A 20798-nucleotide genomic window follows, 5' to 3' on the forward strand; every position below is an offset into this window, starting at 1 on the left:
CCGCGTCCACCGCAAATCCCCTGTGGGAGCGAGCTTGCTCCCGAAAGCGGTGCGTCAGTCAACATCGTCGTCGGCTGTTCCACCGCCTTCGCGGGCAAGCCCGCTCCCACAGTTTTTGATTTCTGCTGCCCACAATTCCGCGTCAAACCGCAGATCCCTGTGGGAGCGGGCTTGCTCGCGAAAGCGGTGCGTCAATCAACATCGTCGTCGGCTGTTCCACCGCCTTCGCGAGCAAGCCCGCTCCCACAGTTTTTGATTTCTGCTGCCCAAAATTCCGCGTCAAACCGCAGATTCCTGTGGGAGCGGGCTTGCTCGCGAAAGCGGTGCGTCAGTCAACATCGTCGGCGGCTGTTACACCGCCTTCGCGAGCAAGCCCGCTCCCACAGTTTTGATTTCTGCTGCCCAAAATTCCGCGTCCACCGCTCCCGCAGTTTTTTAGCTCAGCCCCGGCATTCCATTGTCGAAAAAGGGAACCCCAAGCCTCGCGCGCGCCTCAATGCCTAAGAGACCCGTACTCTCGGAGAGTCCAGCCATGAACCCAACCCTCACCTTTGCCCAGTTGTACCCCGGCGATCGCTTCACCCTGCCCGTCGATCATCGTCTGTTCACCAAGCTCACTGCCGATACCGCCCGTGAGCACAGCGTGCATTCGATCAATCTCAAGGAGGAAGGCTTCGGCTATGCCGACGATCCCATCGAGACGCTGCCAGGGGATGCGCCCGTCGAGTATGTTCCGGTCGGTGGCCCGCTGCGTGCCGGGGGCTGAAGTCCCCGATTCAAGGTCAATTCCAGCCCGTGGAGGCCGGCGCCACGGTCAAATTGCAGCGAGAGATGCCTACCGCTGCCCAATCCCAACAAATACCCACCAGCAAACTCCGAACCTGTCGTAATCTCGTCCACCAGAAGCGTTCACACCCGCAACCGGCCGAGACCTCATCCTGATGCCCTCCATTTACCAACTCAAACCCGCCTTCCAGAACCTGCTGCGCCCCACAGTCCAACGGCTTTACGACAAGGGCGTCACCGCCAACCAGGTCACGCTGCTGGCCGGTGTCATTTCGGTGTTGGTGGGAGCGGTGATCGCCTGGTTTGCCGGTCACCCGTGGGTGTTTGTGCTGGTGCCGATCTGGATGTTCCTGCGCATGGCATTGAACGCCGTGGATGGCATGCTGGCCCGGGAGTTCGGGCAACAATCGCATCTGGGCGCCTATCTCAATGAGCTATGCGATATCATCGCCGACGCCGCCTTGATCCTGCCTTTCGCCCTGATTCCCGATGCCAGTCTGTTGCTCGTGCTGTTGGTCACGCTGTTGGCGTTGTTCAGCGAATACGCCGGCGTGCTGGGGGCGATGGTCGGGGCTTCGCGGCGGTATGACGGGCCGATGGGCAAAAGCGACCGGGCCTTTGTGTTTGGCGTGTTGGCCACCGGTATTGCCCTGGGTTGGCTCGGGGCGCTCTGGGTCAATGGTGTGATGGCGGTGGTTGCCGCCCTGCTGGTTTATACCTTGGTCAATCGGGTGCGTCATGGCCTGGACCAAGTGAAGGAAAACGCTCCCTCAGCATAAAGGATCTTGCAATGCGCGAAGCCCAACACCGGACGTTCACCACCCATGATGGCGTGGAATTGTTCTACCAACACTGGCCAGCCGTTGACGCGGCAGCAGGTGAGCCCCGCCAGGCGGTGCTGTTGTTCCACCGCGGCCATGAACACTCCGGGCGTATTGCGCACCTGGTGGATGAGCTGGATTTGCCCGGCTTCGACTTCTTTGCCTGGGATGCACGCGGCCATGGCCAGTCCCCCGGCGCTCGCGGCGACAGCCCGAGCTTCGCCACCAGTGCGCGGGATGTGCAGACGTTCTGCGACCACATCGGCGCCACGCACCAGATCGACGAACAGAACATCGCGGTAGTCGCGCAAAGCGTCGGTGCGGTGATCGCGTCCACCTGGGTCCACGATTACGCGCCGCGCATTCGTTCCCTGGTGCTGGCGTCGCCGGCGTTCAAAGTGAAGCTCTACGTGCCCTTCGCCCGCCCGGGCCTGGCATTGATGCGCAAGTTTCGCGGCAATTTTTTCGTCAACAGCTACGTCAAGGCCAAATTCCTCAGCCATGACCCGGAGCGCGTGGCGTCCTACGACAGCGACCCGCTGATCACCAAGGCCATTTCGGTGAACGTGCTGCTGGGCCTGTACGAAGCGGCAGACCGCGTGGTCGCCGATGCCCAGGCGATCCAGGTCCCGACGCAGTTGTTGATCTCCGGCTCCGACTTCGTCGTGCACCGCAAACCCCAGGAGCAGTTCTTCGAACGCCTGGGCAGTTTGCACAAGGAAAAACACATCCTGCCGGGGTTCTTCCATGACACCCTGGGCGAGAAGAATCGGGCACCGGCCATCGCCAGTGCCCGGCGCTTCATCCTGCAAAACTTCGCACGGCCGCTGGACCGCCCCTCCCTGCTGGACGCCGATCGCCTGGGCGCGACCTGCGCCGAAGCGGAAACCCTGGCCACGCCGCTGCCGCACAATTCGCTGCGTGACCTGTACTGGCGCATGACTCGCGCCAGCATGCGCTTTGGCAGCTCCTTGTCCGCCGGGGTGAAGTTGGGCTTCGACACCGGTTTCGACTCCGGCAGTACCCTGGATTATGTCTATCGCAATCGCCCTACCGGCACTTCGGCGCTGGGCCGGATGATTGACCAGAACTACCTGAACTCCATCGGCTGGCGTGGTATTCGCCAGCGCAAATTGCACGTCGAAGAGCTGCTGCGCCTGGCCATGGGCAAATTGCGCGAAGAGGACCGCGAAGTACGCATCGTCGACATCGCCGCCGGCCATGGCCGCTACATTCTCGAAGCGTTGCAGGGCGTCAGCCCGTTGCCGGAGTCGATCCTGCTGCGCGACTACAGCGACATCAACGTGCGCGACGGTAGCGCGCTGATCGTCGAAAAAGGCTTGGGCGACATCGCCCAGTTCGTCAAAGGCGACGCCTTCGACCGTCAGGATCTGGCGGCGCTGGAACCGAAACCAACCCTCGCCGTGGTGTCGGGCCTGTACGAGTTGTTTGCCGACAACCAGATGGTCGGCGGCTCCCTCGCCGGCCTGGCCGAAGCGGTGGAGCCTGGCGGTTTCCTGGTCTACACCGGCCAGCCGTGGCACCCGCAATTGGAGCTGATCGCTCGCGCCCTCACCAGCCACCGTGCTGGGCAGGCCTGGGTGATGCGTCGACGCAGCCAGGCGGAAATGGATCAACTGGTCGAGGCGGCGGGCTTCCGCAAGATCACCCTGCGTGTGGATGAATGGGGCATTTTCAGCGTTTCGCTGGCTCAGCGAGTGCGTTGATGAGCGCCGTCATTGCCCCGGCCCGTGAGCCTGCGCTGCTGAAACCGGCGGTACTGTGGTTGCTGCTGTTGGCACCGCTGTTTTTCAGCACCTATGGCTTCGCCACCTGGGTAACGGCCCAGCGTGACGACGTCGGCACGCTGGTGTTCGACTGGGAACGCCACATGCCGTTCATGGCCTGGACCATCGTGCCGTACTGGTCGATCGATCTGCTTTATGGCCTGTCCCTGCTGCTGCCCAACAGCCGCCTGGAACTCAAGCGCCACGCCTTGCGCCTGCTCACGGCCCAGGTGATTGCGGTCAGTTGCTTTCTGCTCTGGCCGTTGCGCTTCACCTTCCCCCGGCCAGAAATGGACGGGGTGTTCGGCTGGTTGTTCGAGGTGCTGGCCGGCTTCGACAAGCCCTTCAACCAGGCGCCGTCGCTGCACATTGCGTTGCTGGTGATCCTTTGGGTTTGCTACCAGCGTCATCTGCAAGGCTTCTGGCGTTGGCTGATGCACGGCTGGTTCGCGCTGATTGGCGTGTCGGTGCTGACCACCTATCAGCACCACTTCATTGACCTGCCTACCGGAGCCTTGGCCGGTTGGCTGTGTGTCTGGTTATGGCCGCTGGATCGACCGAGTCCGCTGAAAAACCCACGCCTGACCTCGGACCCTGCCCGCCTGCGGCTGGGCCTGCGTTATGCCTTGGGGGCTGCGGCGCTGTTCATTCCGGCGTTTGCCTTGGGCGGCGCGTGGCTGTGGTTGATCTGGCCGGCGGTGGCGGTGCTGGTGGTGGCGCTCAATTACTTGGTGGTCGGTGCCGATGGCTTTCAAAAACGCGCCGATGGCCGGCTGAGCCCGGCGGCGCGTTGGTTGCTGGCGCCGTATCTGGCCGCGGCGTGGATCAATTCCCGCTGGTGGACGCGCAAGCATCCGCAGCCGGTTCAAGTGGCCGATGACGTCTGGCTGGGCCGCGTCCCTACGCCGATGGAATTAAAGGACAGCTCGTTCAGCGGCGTGGTCGATCTTTGCGCTGAGCTGTCAGTGGACAGCACCGCCGTTGCCTATCGTTCGTTGCCGGTGCTTGACCTGACGGCGCCCACTGCCGAGCAATGCCTGACGGCGGCCCGATTCGTCGAGAGCCTGCGCCAGCATGGGCCGGTATTGGTCTGCTGCGCACTGGGTTATTCGCGCAGCGCCACTGCGGTGGCGGCGTGGTTGCTGCACAGTGGGCGGGCCGCCAGCGTCGATGCGGCGATCGTGCAAATCCAGCGAGCCCAGCCACGCATCGTTTTGCATGCGGCGCACCGTCGCGCGCTGGAACACTTATCCACACCCCTGGGGACTGTCCATGATCAGTGATATGGAGCTTCACACCGTGGCGAGCCTGCTCCGGCGGGGTCATTCCCTGGATCAGCTCTCCACCGGGCTGACCCTGCTGGCGGCACTGCTGGGATTCGGGCAGTGGCTGGTGGGCGTGATCGATCCATGGTTGCTGCTGTTGAGCGCTGCACTGATCGTTCTCGGCGTACTGGAAAAGTACTGGGCGCTGCGCGTGGCGTTCGATGCCGATCTGTTCCAGCGCATGGCTGACAGCACCCAATCCCTGGCCGAACGTACCTATACCCTGGACCAAGCCCTCACCTCGCTTGGCCTGCAACCGGCCGCACGCGCCGGCCGTCTCTGGACCGAACGCCGGCATGGCGCGCTATTGCTGCTGCGCCGACAATCGCGGCTGCTGGCTGCACAAGTCGTCTTGACGCTGGGCTTCATCCTGGCCAGTCCCTGGCTAGCCTTTTCAGACATTAGATAGTTTTAACGTTAACGAATAGCGGATGGCGAGCGACAATTGTGGCGAGGGAGCTTGCTCCCGCTGGGCTGCGAAGCGGCCCCTGAGCCAGGCGCTGCGGTGTGTCAGTTATAAGTGCATGCAGCATTAGATGGGGCTGCTGCGCAGCCCAGCGGGAGCAAGCTCCCTCGCCACAGTGATTTATCAGCCGTCAAGATTGTGTAACTACCCGAGCTTCTCAGGACAAGGAATCCTCATGTTCGAACCCGTGGTCGCCAACCTCATCACCTCCGCCGCCCGCATGGTCACGGGTGCTCGCAGCCTGTGGCTCGGCTGTGCGCCGCAACCGGTGCAGCGAATCTACTTTGCCAACCACAGCAGCCACGGCGACTTCGTGTTGCTCTGGGCTTCGCTGCCACCAGCGCTGCGCAAGCTCACACGGCCAGTGGCGGGCGCCGATTACTGGCAGACCAGCCCGATGCGCCGCTACATCATCAACCGGGTGTTCAACGGCGTGCTGGTGGACCGCGAGCGCAAGGACCCGTCGTACAGCCCATTGCAACCGATGCTCGAGGCGCTGGAGAACGGCGATTCGCTGATCATCTTCCCCGAGGGCACGCGCAACCCCGACGAAGGCTTGCTGCCCTTCAAGAGCGGGATCTACCACTTGATGACGGCTCATCCCGAGGTCGAGGTGATCCCGGTGTGGATCGCCAACCTCAACCGCGTCATGCCCAAGGGCCGCGTATTGCCCCTGCCACTGTTATGCACCACCAGCTTCGGTGCGCCGCTGCGCATCGAAGAAGATGAAAGCAAAGCGCAATTTCTCGAACGCAGCCGCGCCGCGCTGCTGGCACTGGCCCCGGAGCACGTCTGACATGGATCGATATACCCTGATGTTGTTTGGCGGGATCGGCGCGATTCTGCTGCTGGCTTCGCTGATCGGTTTCATTCTCAAGCTGCGGACCAAAGGCGCGCCGAATTCGGTCATCGACAACCTCAACGCGCGGATCAACGCCTGGTGGATCATGGTGCTGGTGATCGGCATCGCGTTCTGGCTTGGCAACGCAGCGGTTATCCTGCTGTTCTATGCCGTGTCGTTCTACGCCCTGCGGGAATTCCTGACCCTGACGCCGACCCGGCGCAGTGACTATCCCGCATTGGTCGCCGCGTTCTACCTGGCGCTGCCGCTGCAGTACCTGCTGATCTACTACGACTGGTACGGGCTGTTCTCGATCTTTATTCCGGTGTACGTGTTCCTGCTGCTGCCGATCCTGGCCTCGCTGGGCGGCGACAGTACGCACTTCCTGGAACGTGCTTCGAAGGTCCAGTGGGGGCTGATGATTGCGGTGTTCTGCATCTCGTTCGTGCCGGCGCTGCTGACGCTCGACATCGCCGGTTTCGAAGGACGGAACCTGTTGCTGATCGCCTACCTGGTGATCGTGGTGCAACTGTCGGATGTGCTGCAGTACGTGTGCGGCAAGTTGTTCGGCAAGCACAAGATCGCGCCGAACCTGTCGCCCTCAAAAACCGTGGAAGGTTTTGCCGGCGGTATTTTCCTCGCCTCGCTGATCGGCGGCGCGTTGTGGTGGATCACACCGTTCAACCCGTGGCAGTCGTTCCTCATCGCCCTGCTGATCAACCTGCTGGGGTTTGCCGGCGGCATCGTCATGTCGGCGATCAAGCGCGACCGCGGCGTCAAGGACTGGGGCCACATGATCGAAGGCCACGGCGGCATGCTCGATCGCCTGGACTCCGTGTGCTTCGCCGCGCCGATCTTCTTTCATTTGGTGCGGTACTGGTGGACCTGAGGTAGGTCAGCGCCCACTCAGTGCGCCAGCATATTGTGATGAACGCTGTACATGATCCACAGCGACAGCCCCACCAGCAGCGCAATGATCACCACGGAGAACACCAGCGCCGTCAGGTTCCAGCGTTGTTGCGGTGAGAAGTTGAGGTGCAGGAAATAGATCAGGTGCACGACGATCTGGATCACTGCGAATATCACCACGACCCCGGCCGTTATCGGCTTGGGCAGCGTGGGATACATCACCAGGGCGAACGGAATGACGGTGAGGATGACCGACAGAACGAACCCGGTGAGGTAGGACTTGGCGCTGCCATGGCTGGCCTCGACGCGGCTCTGAAGACTGCTCATTTACATCACTCCAAACAGATAGACCACGGTGAACACACAGATCCACACCACGTCGAGGAAGTGCCAGAACAGGCTCAGGCAGCCCATGCGCGTGGCGTTGACCGTGGTCAGGCCGTTGCGTTGAACCTGGAACATCACAACGGCCATCCATAGCAGCCCCGTGGTGACGTGCAGGCCGTGGGTGCCGACCAGCGTGAAGAAGCCGGTGAGGAATGCGCTGCGGTTGGGACCGTTGCCTTCGGCGATGAGCTTGTGGAACTCGTAGACCTCCATGCCGATGAAGGCCAGGCCGAGGACGAAAGTCAGGCCGAGCCAGGCCAGCACCTTTTGCTTCTGGCCGGCGCTCAACGCGAGCATGGCGAAGCCGTAGGTGATGCTGCTGAACAGCAGGATAAAAGTTTCCGTCAGGACGTAGGGCAATTCGAAGATGTCGGCGGCACCCGGGCCGCCGGCGACGCTCTGGCCGAGTACCGCATAGGTCGCAAACAACGTTGCGAACAGGATGCAGTCGGTCATCAAATAGACCCAGAATCCGAACAAGGTCATGGAGCCCGTGTCCGCGTGGCCGTGTTCTGATTCCGGTGCGGTGGCGTCTGGCTGAACGAGATTGGACATGGATCAGGCCTCCGCCAACGCCTTGATGCGTTGATTTTCGATCCGCGCCACCTCTTCGGCAGGGACGTAGTAATCGATATCGTCATCGGCGCTGCGCCAGATGACGCCCGCGATGGTCGCGACCAGCCCCACGATGGCCAGCCACCAGATATGCCAGACCAGGGCAAAGCACATGACCAGGCTGAACAGGCTGATGACCAGGCCCATGCTCGTGTTGCGCGGCATGTGGATGCTCTGGAAGTCGGCCTCGACGGCGGTCTTCTGGCCGCGCTCCTTCATGCCCCAGTAGGCATCGATGCCATCCACCACCGGTTGCTGGGCAAAGTTATAGAACGGCGGCGGCGAGGCGGTCGACCACTCCAGCGTCCGGCCGTCTCCCCACGAGTCGCCCGTCACGTCGCGGTTCTGATGACGATGGCGGATGCTGAAGAAGAACTGCAGGATCTGGCAGACGACGCCGCACAAGATGATGCCGACGCCGAGCAACTCCACTTCGAGCCAAGGCCGCCATTCTGGAACGTCGAAATGGTTCAGGCGCCGGGTCATGCCCATGAAGCCAAGGAAGTAGGACGGCATGAAGGCGAAGTAGAAGCCGGTGATCCAGCACCAGAACGCCGCCCGGCCCAGGCCGTCATGCAGTTTGAAGCCGAAGGCTTTCGGGAACCAGTAGGTCAGGCCGCACAGGTAGCCGAACACGGCGCCGCCGATGATCACGTTATGGAAGTGGGCGATCAGGAACAGGCTGTTGTGCAGCAGGAAATCCGCGCCCGGCACCGCCAGCAACACGCCGGTCATGCCGCCGATGCTGAAGGTGACGATAAAGCCGACCGTCCATAGCATCGGCGTTTCGAAGCGCACCCGCCCACGGTACATGGTGAACAGCCAGGTGAAGATTTTCACCCCGGTGGGCACGGCGATGATCATCGTCATGATGCCGAAGAACGCGTTGACGTTCGCCCCCGAGCCCATGGTGAAGAAGTGGTGCACCCAGACGATGAACGACAGGATGGTGATCACAATCGTCGCCCAGACCAGCGAGTGATAACCGAACAGGCGCTTGCGACTGAAGGTGGACGCCACCTCGGAGAAAACCCCGAACGCCGGCAGGATCAGGATGTACACCTCTGGATGGCCCCAGGCCCAGATGAGGTTGACGTACATCATCGGGTTGCCGCCCAGTTCGTTGGTGAAGAAGTGCATGTCCAGGTAGCGGTCGAGGCTGAGCATGAACAGCGTGGCGGTGAGGATCGGGAACGACGCGAGGATCAGCACCGACGTGCACAACACCGTCCAGGTGAACACCGGCATGCGGAACAGGGTCATGCCCGGGGTGCGCATTTTCAGGATGGTGACGAAGAAATTCACCCCCGTCAGCAAGGTGCCCACCCCTGATATCTGCAGTGACCATATGTAGTAATCCACCCCCACCCCGGGGCTATAGGACAATCCCGATAACGGCGGATAAGCGACCCAGCCGGTGCGGGCAAATTCACCGATCGCCAGGGAGACGTTGACCAGCATCGCACCGGCCACGAACAACCAGAAACTCAAGGCATTGAGGAACGGAAACGCCACGTCCCGCGCTCCGATCTGCAACGGCACGACGATGTTCATCAGCCCCACCACCAATGGCATCGCCATGAAAAAAATCATGATCACGCCGTGGGCGGTGAAGATCTGGTCGTAGTGTTCCGGTGGCAGATAACCGGCCGAACCGTCGGAGGCCATGGCCTGTTGGGTGCGCATCATGATCGCGTCGGAGAAGCCGCGCAGCAGCATCACCAGGGCGACGACGATGTACATCACGCCGATGCGCTTGTGATCCACCGAGGTAAACCACTCAGTCCACAGATAGGTCCACTTGCGGTAGTACGTAACGGCGCCGATGCCGGCCAGGGCGATCAACATCACGACCGCCAGGGTCCACATGATGATCGGCTCATCCGTCGGGATTGCCTCGAGGCTCAGTTTCCCAAACATGTCCTACTCCTTGCTCACTTGCTGCCCAGTCCCGACGGATGATTCGATGCGCCCTTGCATGTGTTCCATGCGATGCTCGACTTCACGGGAACGGTTCATGCCTTCGTATTTATCGATGATGCTTTGGAACAAGTCCGGCTGGATCGAGGCGTAGTGCTCCACTGGATGATTGAACGTGGGCCGGGCGAGTCGGGCATAACTGTCTTTGTCCAGGCGTGCCTGGCCCGCCCGGACGCCTGCGACCCACTTGTCGAAACCGGCGGCATCGGTGGCCAGTGTTTTGAAATGCATGTCGGAAAAACCCGGGCCGTTGTAGTTGGCGGCGATACCCCGGTATTCCCCGGCCTCGTTGGCGATCAGGTGCAGCTGGGTCTGCATGCCGGCCATGGCGTAGATCTGCCCACCCAAGGCTGGAATGAAAAACGAGGTCATGGCGCCGTCGGAGGTCACCCGGAAGTTCACCGGCGTGTCCAGCGGCATGGCCAATTCATTGACCGACGCGATGCCGAGTTCCGGGTAGATGAACAGCCACTTCCAGTCCGTCGCGATGACTTGGACCACCAGCGGCTTGACGTCCGAATCCAGCGGCCGGTAGGGGTCCAAGGCGTGGGTGGATTTCCAGGTGACCACACCCAGTACGATGATGATCAACAGCGGGACACCCCAGACCACCGTTTCTATCTTGCGCGAATGCGCCCACTCCGGCGTGTAGCGGGCTTTCTCGTTGGAGGCTCGGTACTTCACCGAAAAGACCAGGGCCATGACGATCACTGGCACCACCACCAGCAGCATCAATAACGTCGACAGGATGATCAAATTGCGCTGGTCCAGGCCGACTTGTCCCTTGGGATTGAATAACACCATGTCGCAACCACCCAGCAGCAATACTGCGGCGATCAGCAACGTCCTTGTCAGGTAATCAGGCAGTCTTGTACGCATGATCCGGCGCTTCGCTTATGGTTGGTTTTCAAGTTGCCGGGCAATCAGATCTTTGATCGCCAGTCGTTGCGCCTTGAGTTTGCGAATGTCGTCATCTTCGACGTTACCTGCCGAGATCGACTCCGCCGCCAATACCTGGTTGTCCACATCCACGTATTGATCCAACAAGCGGTCGAGTTCCGGATCCTGTTGTCGACGCTCCTGAATGGCTTCTTTGCTGCAATTCAAATCCTGGTAAAGGTCGTGAGAAGCAGGCATGACGCTCTCCTTTAAGAAGGAATGATGGGTCCACGATTTTTTAGAATTACGCCCTTGCCCTTAGTTGAGAGAAACATCCGGATACGGTGACGAACGGCACTGCGCCCAAAAAAAGCCCACTTAACGTGGGCAAAAGGGAAGTCTTGGACGCAAGGTTGGATCAGCTTGACTGCCTGCCGGCGGCAGAAGGCATGACGGTGGAGTCGGCGCGCACCGTGGGAGCCTGGGCCACGGCCCGCTCCCATTCCCTGGCATCGTGGCTACAGAAAACCTGCACCTTGCGCTCGTGCGCCAATGCCAGTTCACGCAAGCGACTCTGGTTAAGCACGCGAGCCGAGCGGTCGGTGTCCATCATGAACTGATAGAAGCGCATCCCCGGCGGGCAATGGCGTTCGAGTTGATGGACTTCATCGTGGAAGAAGTACGCATCGCCGGCGTGGAGCATCCAGCCGTCGGTGGTACGCAGGGCAATGCCGGCGTGACCGGCGGTGTGGCCCTGCAACGGCACCAGGAAAATATCTTCTTCCTCGGCCCCCACCAGGGCACGCACCGAATCGAAGCCGAACCAGGTGTCGCCCTCGGTGGCATAGAACTCCCAGTTATCCACGCCCTGCCACTGACGCGCCTGGAACCGCCGACGCCCAATCCAACTGCTGGCGTCGCGCGCGGCGGCCATTTCATCGCGCATGACATGTACCCGTGCCTGGGGAAAATCCTGCAGCCCGCCGGCGTGATCGAAGTCCAGATGAGTGAGCAGGATGTGCCGCACATCATGGGCGTCGAAACCCAGGCGACGTATCTGATCCAGCGCGGTGAGGCGATGCTCGAACTTGATGTTGTTGAACACCCGGAAGAATCGACTCAGCCGCTCAGGGGTCTGGATATCCCGTTGGCCGAAACCGGTGTCCACCAGGATCAAGCCGTTGGTATCGGTTTCAATCAGCAGGCAATGACACACCAGGCAGGCCGTCAGCCCCCGGCTGTAACCATCGAACAACGCCCCGCCCACCGGGCACATGCAACCGCAGTTCAGATGGTGGACGCGCATGGGTGGCCTCCTTTCGCGGGCGAGCATTTGTTTCGGTTTGTTGATCGACTCTTTGAAATCGACTGGGAGGCACCGGGGGAATTCCGCAAAGGCGACGGGCGGCGAGGCACTGGTGTGGCGGGGAGCTTGCACCCGCTGGGGCGCCAAGCGCCCCTCTGAACCAGGCGCTGCGGTGTGTCAGTTAGACATATGGGGCTGCTGCGCAGCCCATCGGGGATAAATCCCCTCACCACAAAAGAGCAGCGGTCAGTCGAGGATCAGGTGCGGCAGGAACCGGCTTGAATCTTTGGTGATCAGGCTGTTGTCTTCCCGCACGCCGATGCCGGCGGCTTGGTCGCCGATGACCCACGAACCGATCAGCGTGTAGCTGTCGTCAAAGCGGGGCAATGGGGCGAATTCCTGAAGGATGAAAGGCGCGTCGGTGTAGGGGCCGTCTTCTTTTACGATCAGGCCGTCAGCGGTCTGGAGCTCGATGTTGGCGCCCTCGCGCGAAAAGAACGGCTTGCGCACCCAGCCCTTGGGCACGGCCTTGCCCGGGTCAGTGTCCAGGTGAGCGGCGAGCAGGTTCGGGTGGCCTTTGTTGAATTCCCACAGCAGCGGCAGGATGCCTTTGTTGGAGATGATCGACTTCCAGGCCGGCTCGAAAAACTGCGTGTCGCTCTGGGCAATCGCTGCGCCAAAAGGCTCATGGAAGATGAACTCCCAGGCATGCAATTTGAACAGGTGAGGAATCCAGCGCTCCTCCAGATCAACGAAACGCCCATCGCTATTGAGGCCAATGTCTTCGACATCGATGTGCCGCGACTCGATGCCGACTTTTTCCGCGATCAGGCGCAAGTAGTCCGTGGTGCCCTTGTCTTCCACCGAGCCTTTCATCGAGGCGAAATAGAACGGTTCTTTGAGCTGCAACTGGGCAAAGGCCTGGTGCAGCTTGGTGTCGATGCTGTTGAACTGGTCGGCGTGGGCCGGCAACAAACCGCGCTCGATGCATTGTTCCAACCAGCCCCACTGGAACGCCGCCGCCTCGTAGAGGCTGGTCGGCGTGTCGTAGTTGAGCTCCAACAGCTTGGCGGGACCCGTGCCGTTGTAGGAGAAATCCATGCGCCCGTACAGATGCGGATGGCCTTCGAGCCATGAGGTACGCACCAGATCGAAGAACGGCGCGGGGATGCTCAGGCGCTCCAGCAACTCTTCGCTCTGGACCACCCGGGCCACCAGGTCCATGCACATCTCGTGGATCTCGGTGGTCGGGTCTTCCAGGTCGTCCTCGATCTGCCTGAGGGTGAATTGGTAGTACGCGCTTTCGTCCCAATAGGGTTCGTCGTCGATGGTGTGGAACAAAAAGCCGAGTTGCTCGGCCGTCTGTTTCCAGTCATGACGTTCTGCGCAATGGATCTTCTTCATGGCCCTGGTTCCTCAGCCGCCGGAGCTGCTCGAACCGCCCCAACCGCTGCGGGCGCTGGACTTGCTGCCGAAGCCACCGCGAGACGTGGAGGAAGCGACGGACATCGGCTTGCTGGTCTTGATGGAGTCGGTGTAGCTGCCGTAGCGCGCCTGGTTGGACTTGGTAAAGGTCGACCCCTTGGATACCCGCTGGCTCAGCGTCGAGGAGCCATAGTCACCGCGATCATCGCGATAGCGGTAGACCGGTTCGGAGTAATAGCTGTTGCGGTTGCCGCTGAGCATGTTGCCGATCAGCATGCCCGTCAGCAGGTTACCGAAACCTGAACCCCCCACGTTCGCTTCCGACGCCGGCAATTGCGCCCTGGCGGCGTCCACCTGGGATTGGGTGACCTCGCCATCGGCGCTCAGCTCGAAACCACCCAGCTTGGGGATGAACTTGCCGGCCGAGTCCTGCTGGCACCAATCAGCGACGAAGTCGGCATCGCAATCGGCCTGATTGTCGTACACCGGTGCAATGCGGCGATGCTCAGTCATGGCGGTCATGTAGGCGTCGGCACAAATGTCCACCGGCAGCTTTTCATCGACACATTGCTGGACAGACTGGAAGTTGTATTTCTTCTGCAGCTTGTAGGTTTTTTCCGTTGGCCCGCAGCCGGATATCACCAGGGCGACCGACGCGGCCAGCGAAAGCTGGACGTACTTGCTTCGTTTCATCGGGTTCTCCGTGGCGCAATCAGTTGGAGGAAGGCGTCATGCACGCGGCGTTCAACATGCCGACGCTGATGGCCACGGCGGCGATATAGATACCCGCCGCAAGCTCGCCCTTGCGGATGCGTTCGGAAGCGCCCTTGAGCACCAGGCTGGTGACCAGGAATGCCAACAATTGGACGAACGCGGCAATCACGGCCCAGACGATGAAATCCAGCATGTTGACCGAGTAGGCAATCACGTTGCTGGCCGGGATGGCGAAACCGATGATCGCGCCGCCCAGGGCCACAGCTGCGGCAACGTTGCCCGAACGGATCAGTTCAAACTCCTTGTGCGGGGTGATGCGCGTATAGATGAACTGGAACAGCGCAAACAGCACGGCGGCGCCAAGGATGTAGAGAACGAAGCCGAGCACGGCGGCTTTGTTCAGGGAAATGGAAAGCGCTTCAAGCATGACTTCTTCCTTTTTAAATGACGTTCAAATCGGTGGTGTACAGCGAAATGCCCAACGAAGTACTCAGGCTGACGCTGCCTTCGGCGTCTTCTTCGACCGAGAACAACAAGAACTCCCGGCGATCCGTCAGTCCGGTGTCGCGGGCATACAACATCGAGCGATGCTCGATGCTGTAGGACTCGTCCGGATTAGTCAGGCTTTCGCTCAACCCCACCAGTTCTGTCTGGCCAGGTTCGGTACCCCATTCGCGGGTGTATTCGACGCCGTTGTGGGTGTAGGTCGGCAGGCCGATCAAGCTGTCGGGGCCGGCCAGGCGACGCAGCTCCGCCTCGCTGTTGAGGGTGACGTAACTGAGGTAATTGAACAGGATCACCGACTCGACCTGCCCGGCGACGGCGCCGCTGGTGTGCACTTGCAGCCAGTAGTCCTCGTCGTTCATGTAGCAGCGGGTCAGCCAGTTCGACTGCCCGAGGTCGACGATGCCCAGGCTCCAGATTTCCTGGGCTCCCGGGATGATTACGGCGCTATTACCGTCGAGCAACAACTTCAACGTGGTATCGAACACCACGCCTTTGCCTGAGGCCAGGCCCAGCGGACCTTCGGCTGGCAGGTTTGCGCCGGCCGTCCGGTTGGAAGAGTTGTTCGCGTTCGGGGCCTCGAGCCCCATCAACTGTTTAAACCACCCCATGGGAAATTTCCTTGAGACGCGTGGAGGCGATGTAAAAGAGTTCGCCACCCTCGACGCGCGTGGCGCCGGGCGGATTGATCGAAGGTTGTCGGGCGCCTTTGGCGCGGTAGCCGATCAGCGTAGCGTTATGCTGTTCTTTCATCCGGGCGTACAGCTCGCCGAACGTTGCCTCAAAAGCCTCGGGCAGTTTCATCAAGTACTGGGTCGCGCCTTGGCCGACGCACAGCAATTCATTGATGACCACTGACGAACCCGGGTCTTGGGAAGAACGCACCAGCATTTCAATGGCCATGCTCGACGTGCATTCCAGGCTTGGCGCATAGGCGCTGGCGAGTGCGGCGATTTCGCTGTCGTTGAAGTGGGCGACCACATGCCCGGCCGGCCCCAGTTGATTGACCGCCAGCACGGTGGCCAGGGTCAAGTCGTCGGAGTGGGTTCGCACCAGCACGCGCTCGGCGCCCGGCACGCCGGCGCGCTGCAACAGGGCGACGGAGGACAGGCTGTCGCCCTTGATGAACGATGCCTTGCCGGGCATGGGGTTTTCTTCGAGGTCGCAATCGCAGATGACGATCAGGTTGTCGTTGGACGTTTCGTCCTGAAGCAACAACTCGATGACCCGCTCGCTCGAAGTATCTTCCCAGCCGATGAGGACGGTGTGGCCGGTCTGGCCGGTGAAATCGCCTTTGCCCTTCATGCCTTTTCTCCATACATCGATGACGCTGCTGGTGGTTTTACCGATGGCTGCCGTCAGCAGCGCAATACCCCCGAGCATGACCCAGGTCGCCACGAACACCCGTCCCGCCGCTGTCTGTGGCGCGAGATCGCCATAGCCGACGGTGAGTGTGGTGGTGAGATAGAAGTAGATAAACGTGGCGGCGGCGATGAGGTGTTGCTCGCCCAGCAGCACCAGCCCGATCCAGGCCGTGGAGAGGTGAACGCCCAGCGCCATGACCAGCCCCACCCAACCGAACCGATGGAAGAACGACGATGCGTAGGTGCGCAACAAAAGAAAGATCGACATTCGTCCCTGACTCCGTGGGGCTTTGTTCCTGGGCGGGATACACGCTCTGCTGCCTGCTTGCTCGAGCGTAGTGGCCGGACAGCATTAAACCTGCTGCGGGGCTTGGATAGAAGTACCTGCACCGCAATTAAATTCGTCGGGCGGCGGACACTGATGTGGCGAGGGAGCTTGCTCCCGCTGGGGCGCGAAGCGGCCCCCATAAATGGGACTGCTGCGCAGTCCAGCGGGAGCAAGCTCCCTTCCACAGGTCTTGTGTTCGGCCTGCCCTGATCAGCTCAACCAGCTCATTCAGCCGATTTTTTCTTCAGGCGCTCCAGGATCGCATTGGCACTGCCTTCGTTCGGCGTGATGCCGGCGTCGCGCAGCTTGCGCTCAAGATCAGAGCCGGTCGAAGCTTCGGCCAGCTCGTCCTGGGCTTGCAGTTCTGCCGCGCGCTGTTGCTGCTTGGCCTGCAAGCGGTTGAGCGTACCGACAGCGGTTTCCAGCTTGCCATTGGCGCCGCCGCTGGCGATCGAGGCACTGACCTGGGCTTTCTGCACGCTCTCACGGGCCTTGGCCATGTCCACCTGCTGGCGCAGGCTTTTGATGCGGCTTTCGGCCTTGGTGATGTCCTTGCGCATGTTGTCAGCGTAACCGCCGAACTCAGTCGCGTGCTTTTGCTCGGCATCGAGTTCATTGGTCAGGGTCGAAATGGCTTCGGCCACTTCCAGCGCCAGGTCTTCGCGGTTGGCCTGGATCGCGGCCAAGGCCTTGGCTTCCAGATCCTTGATCTTGGCGTTGTATTCGCCGACGCGATCGGTCGCCAGCTTGTGCTTGGCCATGATGGTGACCAGCTCGCGTTTGGCGTTGGCCAGCGCGCTGTCGGCGTCGCGGATTTCCTGGTCGAGGATGCGCAGGGCCTGTTGATCGACGATCGATTCGCCGACTTCGTTGGCACCGCCGCGCAGCGCGGTGAACAATTTGCTCCAGATGGACTGAGTCATTGGATAGTTCCTGTTCGGCGAATTAGATGAAGAAGCGTTCGAAGGCTTCGCTGGCGCGCTGGACGTTGTCGACGAGGGTTTTGACCTCGGTCACGACGTTGGTCAGGCTGGAATCGGAGCTCAGGGCACCGAACATGTTGTAGACGACTTGCCCGTTGGGCATGGACTCGATACCGATCGAGGACAGCGGGAACATTTCCCGGCTGCGCAAGACCGCATCATTGAACGCGGCGACGTCATTGATCGATTCCACGTCCACCAGAACGGTGTCGACGATGATCTGTTCGCCCACGACGGCGATGTAAATCGGCAAGCCGCCGAAATCGTTCATTTCCAGCTTGATGCTGGATTCCGAACCTTGAACGAGGGAAAGAGTGATGTCGTTCGCAACCACCTCGTCCAGGGCCTGGAGGGCGCTGTAGAGGCGATCGATGTTCCAGTTATTACCTGCGCTCATGAAATTCTCCGTCATGAATGAGCCAGCCAGGATCGGTTGGCGTAGCTGCTTCTCCATCTGCTTGAGCAGGCTTCGGTTTTCGGGAAGCACCCAAGCCTCGTGTTTCACATACCCGGCGCCACTCAATCCCGCCCGCATCTGCTTCATGTAGAAGCTGGATGGCTTTTTTGCGGAAGGTTTCGAGCGCTCTCCCTTGTGGCTCGCTGAATCGGTCACAGATCCGTCAGGCGGATCGGCTGGAGAGCTGCTTTGCATGGTGCGGACCTCACTGTGAAAAACTCACGCGTGAGCCACAGTACAGGCAAGTACTAAACCTCACAATAGCTCACGCGTGAGATTTTTTGTCACAAACAAAGGTAAACCTGTGGGAGCGGGCTTGCCCGCGAAGATGGCTGCACATTCAACATCAATGGAAGCTGACACACCGATTTCGCGAGCAAGCCCGCTCCCACAGGTTATAAATTTACCAACTGATACCCATCAGCCAGGGATTGCCGAGCACGGCTTTATGGGTAGCTAAAGCTCTTGACCAACGTCAGCTCACCCACCGCCCGCATCGGCACGACGAAGGTTTCCATCTTCTCGCTCGGCGTGCCCTCTTGCGTAATGATGGTGACCTGCGCCGTGGTCAGGGCTTGTTGTGCTTGCTCCACTTGCCCGCCGCCACCTTCGCCTTCTTCACCCTCTTCGCTGTCTTCTTGGTTGCGATAACCGCCGCCGTAGTAGTTCACGTACACCAGGTACTGGCCCTTGATCGGTGCGGGCATGGACGAGATTTCCGGGCCGTAGCCGGTGGTGACGTCGACATCGAGCGCTGCGCCGTTGGGGGCGACGCGGTCGCCGTACCAGATGTGCGCGCCGTCGGGGGTGATGAGGTGCAGGTCCAGGTCGGTCCCGTCGCTGTCCCAGGTCAGCAGGACCCGCAGCTTCGCCGGTGTCGCGCCGCCGCTGGTGTTGAGGAACTGCGTGCGGTGGCGCTGCTGGCCATCAGCGCTGCGCACCTCGACGCTGTTGCTGCCGTTGGGGAACGAGAACGGCCGGTCGAAGCGCCCTTCTTCATCCAGTTTCAACGGCAGGCTCACACCATTGACGATCAGTTTGCCCGGCTCGCCCGTGTCCTTGGGCGTGCCTTTGATCTGGCCGCTGATACGAGCGGTGCTGGCCTGGCCTGGGGGCGTATTGACCGACGAGGCCGGGTAGTTGACGGTCTGGCTGTAGTTCTCGCCTTCACCGCCCGGCGCACCACTGCGCCAGCCGCCGACCGGAGTGTCGAGCTTGAGGGTGTCGGCGGCCAGGGCCGGGGGCAACGCGGTCAGGGCGCAGAGCAACAGCAAGACCTGTGGATAACGGAGTGTCATGGTCTATTCCAGCAAAAGGTGACGGGCGAGCCCTTCGATATAGGTTTCGTCCTGGCCATTGGGATGAGCTTCGAAGGCCAGGTGCAGATATTCATGGGTCAGGTCGAGACGGTCTTGCAGCGACAACACGCCGCGCACATAGATGCGCTGGCGCTCGCGGTCGACATAGGGACGGCCAAAGGCGACGCGGCAGACGGCGAAAGCGCTGATTTCGTTGTAGCCCACTTCGTTTTCCAACCGCTCACGCCAGCCCCGCCGCTGCTTGAGCAGCCAATCCTGGGCGGCGGGCAGCGCTTCGCAGGACGCCACCGGATTGTCCCAGCGGCTGAGGCTGGCGCGCGGGTAGGCGTGCAGCAGGATGGCGTCGTAGCGTTGGCCGGCGTTGGCTTGCTCCACGGCTTGGGCCCAGGACAGCTTGTCCGGGCCAGGCTGGTCGGAGTGATAAGTGACATCGGTGCCGGCCAGGACCAGGTCGCTGGTCCAGGCCGCGACGGCACGGGTTTCAGGCGTCGCCGGGCGTGGCGCGACACGCTGGCGGTGGCTGCTGTCGTCGATGCTCAGGCAATCGCCGTTGCGCTGGGCGTTTTGCAGCAGGTAGGTGCGGATCGCCACGGCCAATGCCTTGGCCGCTTCGACAGGCTCGGCCTTGGCTTCACGCTGCAGGACCCGGGCGACGTATTCCTCCCGCTCCAGTCGCGCCACTAGTTTGCCGGGCGTGAGGAACAGCTCGCCGTCGCTGTGGATATCCAACTGGTTGCCGTTGGTGAATTCAACACGGTAGTCGCCGCGCAACTGACCCGGCGAGACCGGGCGATCGCCGGACATCACCCGCTGCAAGGGATAGCGGGCAAACAGGCCGACTTCCACGCAGCGTCCGGTTTCCGCCGGCCAGCGCGACGGCAGTGCCGCCGCCAAACCTTCGCCGTACCCCTTCAATACCTGCTGGCTGGTGCCGCGCCCACCGGCCCACACCGGGGTACCGTCGGCCAGCCAACCGGCGAAACCGCCCTGGCGGGACGAGGGACCTTGGTCCCCAAGCCAGCTCCAGGTCTTGACCCGCAGACGGCTGCCCAACTCGCCGGCCAGCCGGCCATCCGCGGCGCTGAGCACCACGTCCAGCAGCACCCGACGCGCCTGATCCTGGGCCGGCAATGTCGCCAGGGCCTGGAGCAGCTCGGTGACAGGCACCTGCGTCTGGGGTTGCAGGGCCTGCAAGTCAGAGAGCCATGCCGGCGCCTGTCGGGCTTGCCAATAGTCGCGCCAGTTCGAGGCTGAGAGGCCGAGGCGCTGCGGCTCGAAATACAAGCCGCAGGACTTCACCAACGCCTGGTCGCGAGCGATGCTCTGCCCGGCAGTGCAGCAGTAGACTTCTTCTTTGGATTCACCGCGGCATTCGTACACCGGTTCGTGGGCATTGGTGTCCACCAGCCAGGCATAGACGAACAGCTTCCATAGGCTGCCCAGCGGCGCCTGCAACGCGTCGGGCAGCGGCTGGCGGTCCAGCACCTGGGTCTGGCTGACCCGCAGCAATTGCCCGTCGAAGGCCAGGCGCAGCGGCTCGTCCTGCGCTGTCGCCAGCGCAGGGATCAAGCACAACAACCACCCAACCCACAGCCGACGCAT

General features: G+C 61.4%; 22 protein-coding genes. 7 read left to right on the forward strand and 15 right to left on the reverse strand.

The genetic code is table 11. The features are described 5' to 3' along the window. Positions 1-532 precede the first annotated feature (532 nt). The 7 genes from PFLQ2_RS04025 to PFLQ2_RS03995 all read left to right on the forward strand — a co-directional run bounded on the left by PFLQ2_RS04025 (position 533) and on the right by PFLQ2_RS03995 (position 6915). Complete coding sequence (locus PFLQ2_RS04025) at positions 533-766, forward strand: hypothetical protein (RefSeq protein WP_003185865.1); 234 nt, start codon at positions 533-535, stop codon at positions 764-766. 175 nt (positions 767-941) lie between these two features. Then, complete coding sequence (locus tag PFLQ2_RS04020) at positions 942-1565, forward strand: CDP-alcohol phosphatidyltransferase family protein (protein WP_003185867.1); 624 nt, start codon at positions 942-944, stop codon at positions 1563-1565. An 11-nt stretch (positions 1566-1576) separates the two neighbouring features. Next, positions 1577-3334, forward strand: coding sequence for a bifunctional alpha/beta hydrolase/class I SAM-dependent methyltransferase (locus PFLQ2_RS04015; RefSeq protein ID WP_003185869.1), 1758 nt, complete (start codon positions 1577-1579; stop codon positions 3332-3334). Next, positions 3334-4677, forward strand: a complete 1344-nt coding sequence (locus PFLQ2_RS04010) for a phosphatase PAP2/dual specificity phosphatase family protein (RefSeq protein ID WP_003185870.1) — start codon at positions 3334-3336, stop codon at positions 4675-4677. Before PFLQ2_RS04015 ends, PFLQ2_RS04010 begins: the two co-directional genes overlap by 1 nt. Beyond that, positions 4667-5128 (forward strand): hypothetical protein, encoded by a 462-nt coding sequence (locus tag PFLQ2_RS04005; RefSeq protein ID WP_033046304.1) that lies wholly within the window; start codon positions 4667-4669, stop codon positions 5126-5128. Before PFLQ2_RS04010 ends, PFLQ2_RS04005 begins: the two co-directional genes overlap by 11 nt. A 232-nt stretch (positions 5129-5360) precedes the next feature. Next, positions 5361-5981, forward strand: a complete 621-nt coding sequence (locus tag PFLQ2_RS04000) for a lysophospholipid acyltransferase family protein (protein WP_003185874.1) — start codon at positions 5361-5363, stop codon at positions 5979-5981. 1 nt (position 5982) lies between these two features. Continuing rightward, complete coding sequence (locus PFLQ2_RS03995; RefSeq protein WP_003185876.1) at positions 5983-6915, forward strand: phosphatidate cytidylyltransferase; 933 nt, start codon at positions 5983-5985, stop codon at positions 6913-6915. A gap of 17 nt (positions 6916-6932) precedes the next feature. On the opposite strand, the gene cyoD is transcribed toward PFLQ2_RS03995, so the two are convergent. From cyoD to PFLQ2_RS03920, 15 genes are all read right to left on the reverse strand, one after another. Then, positions 6933-7262 carry a cytochrome o ubiquinol oxidase subunit IV gene (gene cyoD / locus PFLQ2_RS03990; protein ID WP_003185878.1) on the reverse strand — a complete coding sequence of 110 codons (330 nt, stop codon included), beginning with the start codon at positions 7260-7262 and terminating at the stop codon, positions 6933-6935. Further along, a complete protein-coding gene (cyoC, locus tag PFLQ2_RS03985; RefSeq protein WP_003185880.1) occupies positions 7263-7877 on the reverse strand; it encodes a cytochrome o ubiquinol oxidase subunit III in 615 nt (204 codons plus the stop codon). 3 nt (positions 7878-7880) lie between these two features. After that, complete coding sequence (cyoB, locus tag PFLQ2_RS03980; RefSeq protein ID WP_003185883.1) at positions 7881-9857, reverse strand: cytochrome o ubiquinol oxidase subunit I; 1977 nt, start codon at positions 9855-9857, stop codon at positions 7881-7883. Between the two features lie 3 nt (positions 9858-9860). After that, positions 9861-10799, reverse strand: a complete 939-nt coding sequence (gene cyoA, locus PFLQ2_RS03975; RefSeq protein WP_430452995.1) for a ubiquinol oxidase subunit II — start codon at positions 10797-10799, stop codon at positions 9861-9863. Positions 10800-10811: 12 nt separating this feature from the next. Continuing rightward, positions 10812-11054, reverse strand: a complete 243-nt coding sequence (locus PFLQ2_RS03970; RefSeq protein WP_003185887.1) for a YdcH family protein — start codon at positions 11052-11054, stop codon at positions 10812-10814. A gap of 160 nt (positions 11055-11214) precedes the next feature. After that, a complete protein-coding gene (locus PFLQ2_RS03965; protein WP_003185889.1) occupies positions 11215-12102 on the reverse strand; it encodes an MBL fold metallo-hydrolase in 888 nt (295 codons plus the stop codon). 246 nt (positions 12103-12348) lie between these two features. Continuing rightward, positions 12349-13506 (reverse strand): glutathionylspermidine synthase family protein, encoded by a 1158-nt coding sequence (locus PFLQ2_RS03960; RefSeq protein WP_003185890.1) that lies wholly within the window; start codon positions 13504-13506, stop codon positions 12349-12351. A 12-nt stretch (positions 13507-13518) separates the two neighbouring features. Continuing rightward, the gene (locus PFLQ2_RS03955) at positions 13519-14220 is read right to left on the reverse strand and encodes a DUF1190 domain-containing protein (protein WP_003185892.1); all 702 of its coding nucleotides are present in this window, start codon (positions 14218-14220) and stop codon (positions 13519-13521) included. A gap of 19 nt (positions 14221-14239) precedes the next feature. Further along, positions 14240-14668 (reverse strand): DUF350 domain-containing protein, encoded by a 429-nt coding sequence (locus PFLQ2_RS03950; RefSeq protein WP_003185894.1) that lies wholly within the window; start codon positions 14666-14668, stop codon positions 14240-14242. Positions 14669-14681: 13 nt separating this feature from the next. Beyond that, positions 14682-15356: a DUF2491 family protein gene (locus PFLQ2_RS03945; RefSeq protein WP_003185896.1), complete on the reverse strand. Its 675-nt coding sequence runs from the start codon at positions 15354-15356 to the stop codon at positions 14682-14684. Continuing rightward, positions 15343-16377: an ion channel gene (locus PFLQ2_RS03940; protein WP_003185897.1), complete on the reverse strand. Its 1035-nt coding sequence runs from the start codon at positions 16375-16377 to the stop codon at positions 15343-15345. The genes PFLQ2_RS03945 and PFLQ2_RS03940 overlap by 14 nt, the downstream gene beginning before the upstream one ends. Before the next feature lie 284 nt (positions 16378-16661). Then, positions 16662-17360 carry a PspA/IM30 family protein gene (locus PFLQ2_RS03935; protein WP_003185899.1) on the reverse strand — a complete coding sequence of 233 codons (699 nt, stop codon included), beginning with the start codon at positions 17358-17360 and terminating at the stop codon, positions 16662-16664. A 22-nt stretch (positions 17361-17382) separates the two neighbouring features. Continuing rightward, complete coding sequence (locus PFLQ2_RS03930; RefSeq protein ID WP_088021799.1) at positions 17383-17964, reverse strand: YjfI family protein; 582 nt, start codon at positions 17962-17964, stop codon at positions 17383-17385. A 359-nt stretch (positions 17965-18323) separates the two neighbouring features. Next, positions 18324-19175 (reverse strand): YfaP family protein, encoded by an 852-nt coding sequence (locus PFLQ2_RS03925; protein WP_003185903.1) that lies wholly within the window; start codon positions 19173-19175, stop codon positions 18324-18326. Positions 19176-19178: 3 nt separating this feature from the next. Next, a complete protein-coding gene (locus tag PFLQ2_RS03920) occupies positions 19179-20798 on the reverse strand; it encodes a DUF2300 domain-containing protein (RefSeq protein ID WP_003185906.1) in 1620 nt (539 codons plus the stop codon).

It is taken from the genome of Pseudomonas fluorescens Q2-87, assembly GCF_000281895.1.
Classification (GTDB): Bacteria; Pseudomonadota; Gammaproteobacteria; order Pseudomonadales; family Pseudomonadaceae; genus Aquipseudomonas; species Aquipseudomonas fluorescens_S.